Here is a 5,250-nt window from a genome sequence, read left to right as displayed (position 1 = left end):
CGTCGCGCTGCACGCCGCGGTGTGGAACCCCCGCGGGGCCACCGGCCCCGCGCCGGTGCTGGTCTACGTCCACGGCGGCGGGTGGGTCGGCGGCTCGGAGCTCGGCAACACCGAGGACCTGCGCGCCCTCGCCGACCGGGGCCGCCTCGTCATCAGTGTCGCCTACACGCTGGCGACGCCGACCCGTCCGACCTGGGACGTCGCGGGTCCGCAGGTCGCCTGCGCCCTCACGAAGGTCGCCGCGCTCGCGCCCGGGCTCGGCGGGGACCCGAGCCGGATCGTCCTGGCCGGGGACTCCGCGGGCGGCCAGCTCGCGGTGTCGGTGGCCTACCGTGCGGCGTCCGGCACCCAGCCGTCCTCGTGCGGCGGCGTGGTGCCGGTGCCGCGCGGGGTGGTCGTGCAGTACCCGGCCGTCGACCTGCTCGACGCCTACGTGCACGGCACCGACCCCGGCCACCCCGGCGTGTCCGACCACTACCTGCTCGACTTCTATCTCGGGGGCAGCCCGCAGCAGGTCCCCGACCGCTACCGCGCGCTCTCCGGCGTCCCCGCGATCACCCCGCGGGCCCCGGCCACCCTCGTCCTCGGCCCGACCCGCGACGAGCTCGTCCCCCCGGAGGGAGTGACGCGGTTCGTCGACGCGGCGCGGGCGGCGGGGATCGACGCGACGCTGCACCGCGTGCCCTACGCGAACCACGCCTACGACACGCTCGGCACGGGGTCGCTGGGCAACCAGGTGAGCCGCTCGGTCCGCGAGCACTGGCTCGACCAGCACGGCTGGTGAGCCTCAGCGCAGGATCTCAGCGCAGGATCTCGACGAGCAGGACCCACGCGCCCACCAGGCCGCCGAGCAGCGAGGCACCGATGGCGGGCGCGAGCCAGAGGAGCCCGCCGAGTCCGCCGGTGAGCAGCCCGATCCCGGCGAGGAGCACGCCCACCCCGAGCACGAGCGGGGGCAGGAGCGTGGTGGCCACCCACGCGACGCGCGGCACCTCGGGGATCGGTCGCGGCAGCATGACGCCGAGGGCGCCCCCGGCGAGCACGGCCAGGACGACGAGCACGACGCCGAGCGGGGTCGTCGATCCCCACGGGACCAGGAGCGCGAGGGCCAGGAACACCGGCGCGGCGAGCAGGACGAGCGTCGACCCGGCCCGGGCGGTGATGCGCGTGGAGCCCAGGACCGCCGAGATGTTGATCGACAGGGCCACGAAGAGCAGCCCCGCGAGGGCGGCGGCGGCGCCGGCGGTCGCGACCGCGAAGTCGCCCCACGCCTCGGGGTCGAGCGAGGAGGACGAGGACGACGGCTCGGGCAGCGCCTGGGAGACGATCACGGCGGTGAGTCTGCTCCGTGATCACCGTGTCCCGCGAGGTCCACGACGGCGAGCGACCCCGCGTCGCGCAGGGCCTTGCGGTCGGCGCCGGCGAGGTCGGCGAGCACGCGGTAGGTGAGCGTCAGCGGGTCGATGTCGAGGGCGCGGGCGGCGTCGGGGTCGAGGCGCTCGAGGAGCGTCTTCGACACCAGCGTCTGCCCGCCGGTGGCGACGTGCTCGATGCGGGCGCACTCGTTGACCTCGTCCCCCAGCGCCGTGATCTCCAGGCGCCCGCCGGTGACGATCTGGCCGATGTAGAGGTTGGGGCCCCAGGGCACGCCGAGTTTCACCCGGCAGTCCTCGACCCGCACGCCGACGCCCTCCCCGGCGAGCTCCTCGACGATCGTCCGCACGGCCGGGGGGAAGGCCAGGGCCACGGCGAGGGCGGCCGACGCGGCGTCCGACTCCACCGGGTGGTGCCGGTCGTCCGGCGTGCCGGCGGCCAGGAAGAACGCGCTCGCCCCGTCGCCCGCGTGCTTGCCGACGATGCCGCCGTGGCGGGCGACGAGGTCGTCGAACGTCGTGGTGAAGCGGCGGACCAGCTCGAAGTAGGCCGCGGTGGGCAGCAGCCGGGAGAGCGGTCCGGACGAGTCGATGTCGGCGAACACGACGGCCGCGGGCCGGCGGCGCGGCTCGGTGAGGTCGGCCATGCGCGTGAACATCGCCTCGTCGCCCTCGCTGACCAGCGCGAGCACGCGGGCCGGGAGCAGCGGGGCGAACACCAGCGCGGTCCCGGCGAGCGTCCCGTCGCCGGCGCGCACCGTCACGCCGAGCATCCCGACCGGACGACGGCGCTGGGCCAGGTTGAGCTCGACCGGTGACACCCAGACTGGCGCCAGGTCGGGCGCGGCGAACCGTCGCTCGAGGTCCTCGCGCACCGCCCGCCGGGTGGGCTCGGAGAGCATCGTCGCCCAGATCGGCAGTTCGAGGCCCTCGGCGATGTGCATGCCGTAGCCGACCTCGGTCGAGGCGTCGGCCCCGGCCAGCTCGAGCATCTGGTCGGAGACCCAGCGCAGCCGCCCGTCCTCGTCGTAGACCTGGGCGGCGGTGCGGCTGGCCTCCAGCGCGTCGACGACGCCCTGGCGAAGCTCGGAGAGCCGGTCGTCCACCGAACGGACGGTAGCGGTGGACCGTCCGAGGCCGCCTCCCGGACGCGGACGCACCACTCCACCGGGGTTCCCGCGCGAGATAGTGACATGGACCACAGGGGCACGCTACGTTCAACCGATGAACGCGGCGGGGCCCGGATCGCCCGCGGGACTGCGGGAGGCGAACCGACGTCGGGTACTGGACGCCGTCCTGGCGGCCGGCGAACCGACCCAGGCGGGCATCGCCGCGGCCACCGGGCTGGCGCCGGCGACGGTGTCGAACATCGTCCGGGCGCTGGTGGACATCGGCAGCCTGACGGCGACCACGGCCGTGCGGGGTGGCCGGCGGGTCCGGGCGGTCCGGGTGGTGCCACCGGCGGGCCACGTCGCGGGCATCGACTTCGGGCACCGCCACGTCCGCGTCGGCCTCGCGCGCGCGGCCGACACGGTGCCGCGGGCCCGCCCGGACGGCTCCGTCGGGCCGCTCCCGCCCCTGCTCGCCGAGCGCGTGGCCGACCTGCCCGGCGGCCACGGCGCCGACGACGGGCTGGACACCGCCGCCGCGCTGCTCGCCGAGACGCTGGCGGCCGCCGACGTGCGGCCCTCCGGCCTCTGCGGGGTCGGCATCGGCCTGCCCGCACCGGTCGACGGCCGCACCGGCGCCGTCGGCGAGCCGGGCATCCTCCCGGGCTGGGTCGGGGTCGACGCGGCCGCCCGCGCCACCGCGCGGCTCGGCGTCCCGGTCGCGGTCGACAACGACGCCCTGCTCGGCACGCTGGCCGAGCAGGCCTGGGGGGCGCTCCGCGGGGTCCGGGACGCGGTCTACCTCAAGCTGTCCGACGGCGTCGGGGCCGGGCTGGTCCTCGACGGGCACCCGTACCGGGGCCGCGCCGGGACGGCCGGGGAGATCGGGCACGTCGTGGTGGCCGACGACGCGGGCGGGCCGACCGGCGGGCCCGGCGGCACGGTCTGCCGCTGCGGCAACCGCGGGTGCCTGGAGACCTGGGCCTCGACGGCGACGGTGGTCGGCCTGCTCGAGCCGCTGCTGGGACGGCCGCTCGCCATCGCGGAGGTGGTCTCGCGGGCCCGCGGCGGCCACGCGCCCTCGCGCCGGGTGCTCGCCGACACCGGCGGCCACGTCGGGCGGGCCCTCGGCGGGCTCTGCACCGTCCTGACCCCCGCCCGGGTCGTCGTCGGGGGCGAGCTCGCCCAGGCGGGGGAGCTGCTCATCGGCCCGCTGCAGGCGGCGCTCGAGCGGTGGGCGCTCCCGGGGGCGGCCGAGGGCGTCGAGGTGGTCGCGGCCCGGCTCGGCGCCCGGGCGCACGTGCTCGGCGCCGTCGCCCTCGCGGGCGAGCTCGTCCTCGCCACGCGTGGCTGATCGGCCCGGGCGGGTACCGCCGATCCGTGCCAAGATCACGATGGTGCGTTCATCGGTTGACCGCGGGACCGTGCGGACCTAGCCTGTGAAGCGCGTCACACGCCCTCCGCGGTACCGGCGCACGTCGACGTGGAGGTCGCACCGATGAGCGCGCGAGCGTCCGAGCTGCCCGCCCCCGAGGCGGTGCTCACCGAGCGCGGCGAGGACCGGACACCCGCCGTGTTCCTCGACTACGACGGCGTGCTGACGCCGATCGTCGACAACCCCTCGGACGCCGTCATGGGGCCCGAGATGCGGCGCATCGTCTCCGAGCTCGCGCAGCGGGCGAGCGTGTGTGTGGTCTCGGGACGCGACCGCGGGGTGGTCACCGAGCTCATGGGCCTCGACGACCTCATCGTCGCGGGCAGCCACGGCTTCGACATCTACGACCCGCGCCACGGGGTGATCACCCACGACGCGTCCTCCGGTTTCGAGGAGCTCGTCGAGAAGGTCACCGCGGAGGTCTCCGAGCAGGCCGCCGCGATCGAGGGGACGCTCGTCGAGCCCAAGCACGCGTCGGTCGCGCTGCACTACCGCGCCGTCGAGGGCTCCCGCCACGCCGAGGTGCAGGAGCTCGTCGACCGGGTCCTCGCCGCGCATCCCGGCGAGCTGCGGGTCACGCCCGGCAAGTTCGTCCACGAGATCCAGCCGAAGATCGACTGGAACAAGGGCCGTGCCGTGGAGCACCTGCTCGACGTGCTGGACCTGCGGGGCCCCGGCGTGCTGCCGGTGTACCTCGGCGACGACGTCACCGACGAGGACGCGTTCCGCGCGCCGAGCATCGCCGACGGCGGCCTCGGCGTGCTCGTCATCGACCCGTCGGACGCCCCGGCGCGCGAGACCGCCGCGTCGGCCGTGCTCCCCGACGTCGACGGCGTGGCCCGCTTCCTCGACGCGCTGGGTCGCTGACCACCCATGTCCACGCCCGACCGAGCCGGGAGGAGACCGCGGTGACAACTGCCGCCACCGACCACGCCCCCATCACGATCCCGGGAGACGCCGCGGACGCCGACGGCTGGACCCTCACCTGGGAGGGCGTCGACCCCGACGAGGAGGGCCTGCGCGAGGCCTTGACCTCCACCGGCAACGGGTACTTCTGCACCCGCGGGGCGGCCGAGTGGGAGGACACCGACCCGCCCGCGCACTACGCCGGGACCTACGCCCACGGCGCCTACAACCGCGAGACGACGATCCTCGGCGGCCGCCCGGTGCTCAACGAGGACCTGGTCAACCTGCCGAACTGGCTCGTGCTCATGCTGCGCATCGAGGGCGAGGAGGCGATCACGCTCGACAACGTCGAGGTGCTCGAGTACTCGCACTCCTACGACATCCGCACCGCGATGCTGCGCCGCCACTTCCGCTTCCGGGACCGCGC

The 5,250-nt window shown here is 75.8% G+C and carries 5 protein-coding genes and 1 pseudogene; 4 read left to right on the top strand and 2 right to left on the bottom strand.

All coding sequences use genetic code 11. From position 1 onward, the window contains the following. Positions 1 to 784 (top strand): alpha/beta hydrolase (locus AC0CYZ_RS25560; RefSeq protein ID WP_472220572.1); only part of this gene is annotated, 784 nt, incomplete at its 5' end. 16 nt (positions 785 to 800) lie between these two features. Here the strand turns inward: AC0CYZ_RS25560 and AC0CYZ_RS25555 are convergent. Then, a complete protein-coding gene (locus AC0CYZ_RS25555; RefSeq protein WP_472220570.1) occupies positions 801 to 1,331 on the bottom strand; it encodes a hypothetical protein in 531 nt (176 codons plus the stop codon). After that, a complete protein-coding gene (locus AC0CYZ_RS25550; protein ID WP_472220568.1) occupies positions 1,328 to 2,479 on the bottom strand; it encodes an adenylate/guanylate cyclase domain-containing protein in 1,152 nt (383 codons plus the stop codon). Before AC0CYZ_RS25550 ends, AC0CYZ_RS25555 begins: the two co-directional genes overlap by 4 nt. A 118-nt stretch (positions 2,480 to 2,597) precedes the next feature. On the opposite strand from AC0CYZ_RS25550, the gene AC0CYZ_RS25545 reads away from it, so the two are divergent. The 3 genes and pseudogenes from AC0CYZ_RS25545 to AC0CYZ_RS25535 all read left to right on the top strand — a co-directional run. Then, on the top strand, positions 2,598 to 3,836 hold the full coding sequence (locus AC0CYZ_RS25545; RefSeq protein ID WP_472220566.1) for an ROK family transcriptional regulator: 1,239 nt from the start codon (positions 2,598 to 2,600) through the stop codon (positions 3,834 to 3,836). Between the two features lie 144 nt (positions 3,837 to 3,980). Next, entirely contained in the window at positions 3,981 to 4,784 is an 804-nt protein-coding gene (gene otsB / locus AC0CYZ_RS25540; RefSeq protein ID WP_472220564.1) for a trehalose-phosphatase, read from the top strand. Between the two features lie 41 nt (positions 4,785 to 4,825). Continuing rightward, a pseudogene (locus AC0CYZ_RS25535) lies at positions 4,826 to 5,250 on the top strand (hypothetical protein); the annotation flags it as partial.

Source organism: Actinomycetospora sp. (assembly GCF_055612215.1).
Note: the sequence above shows the minus strand (reverse complement) of the source record. Positions and strands in the feature narration are given on the sequence as shown.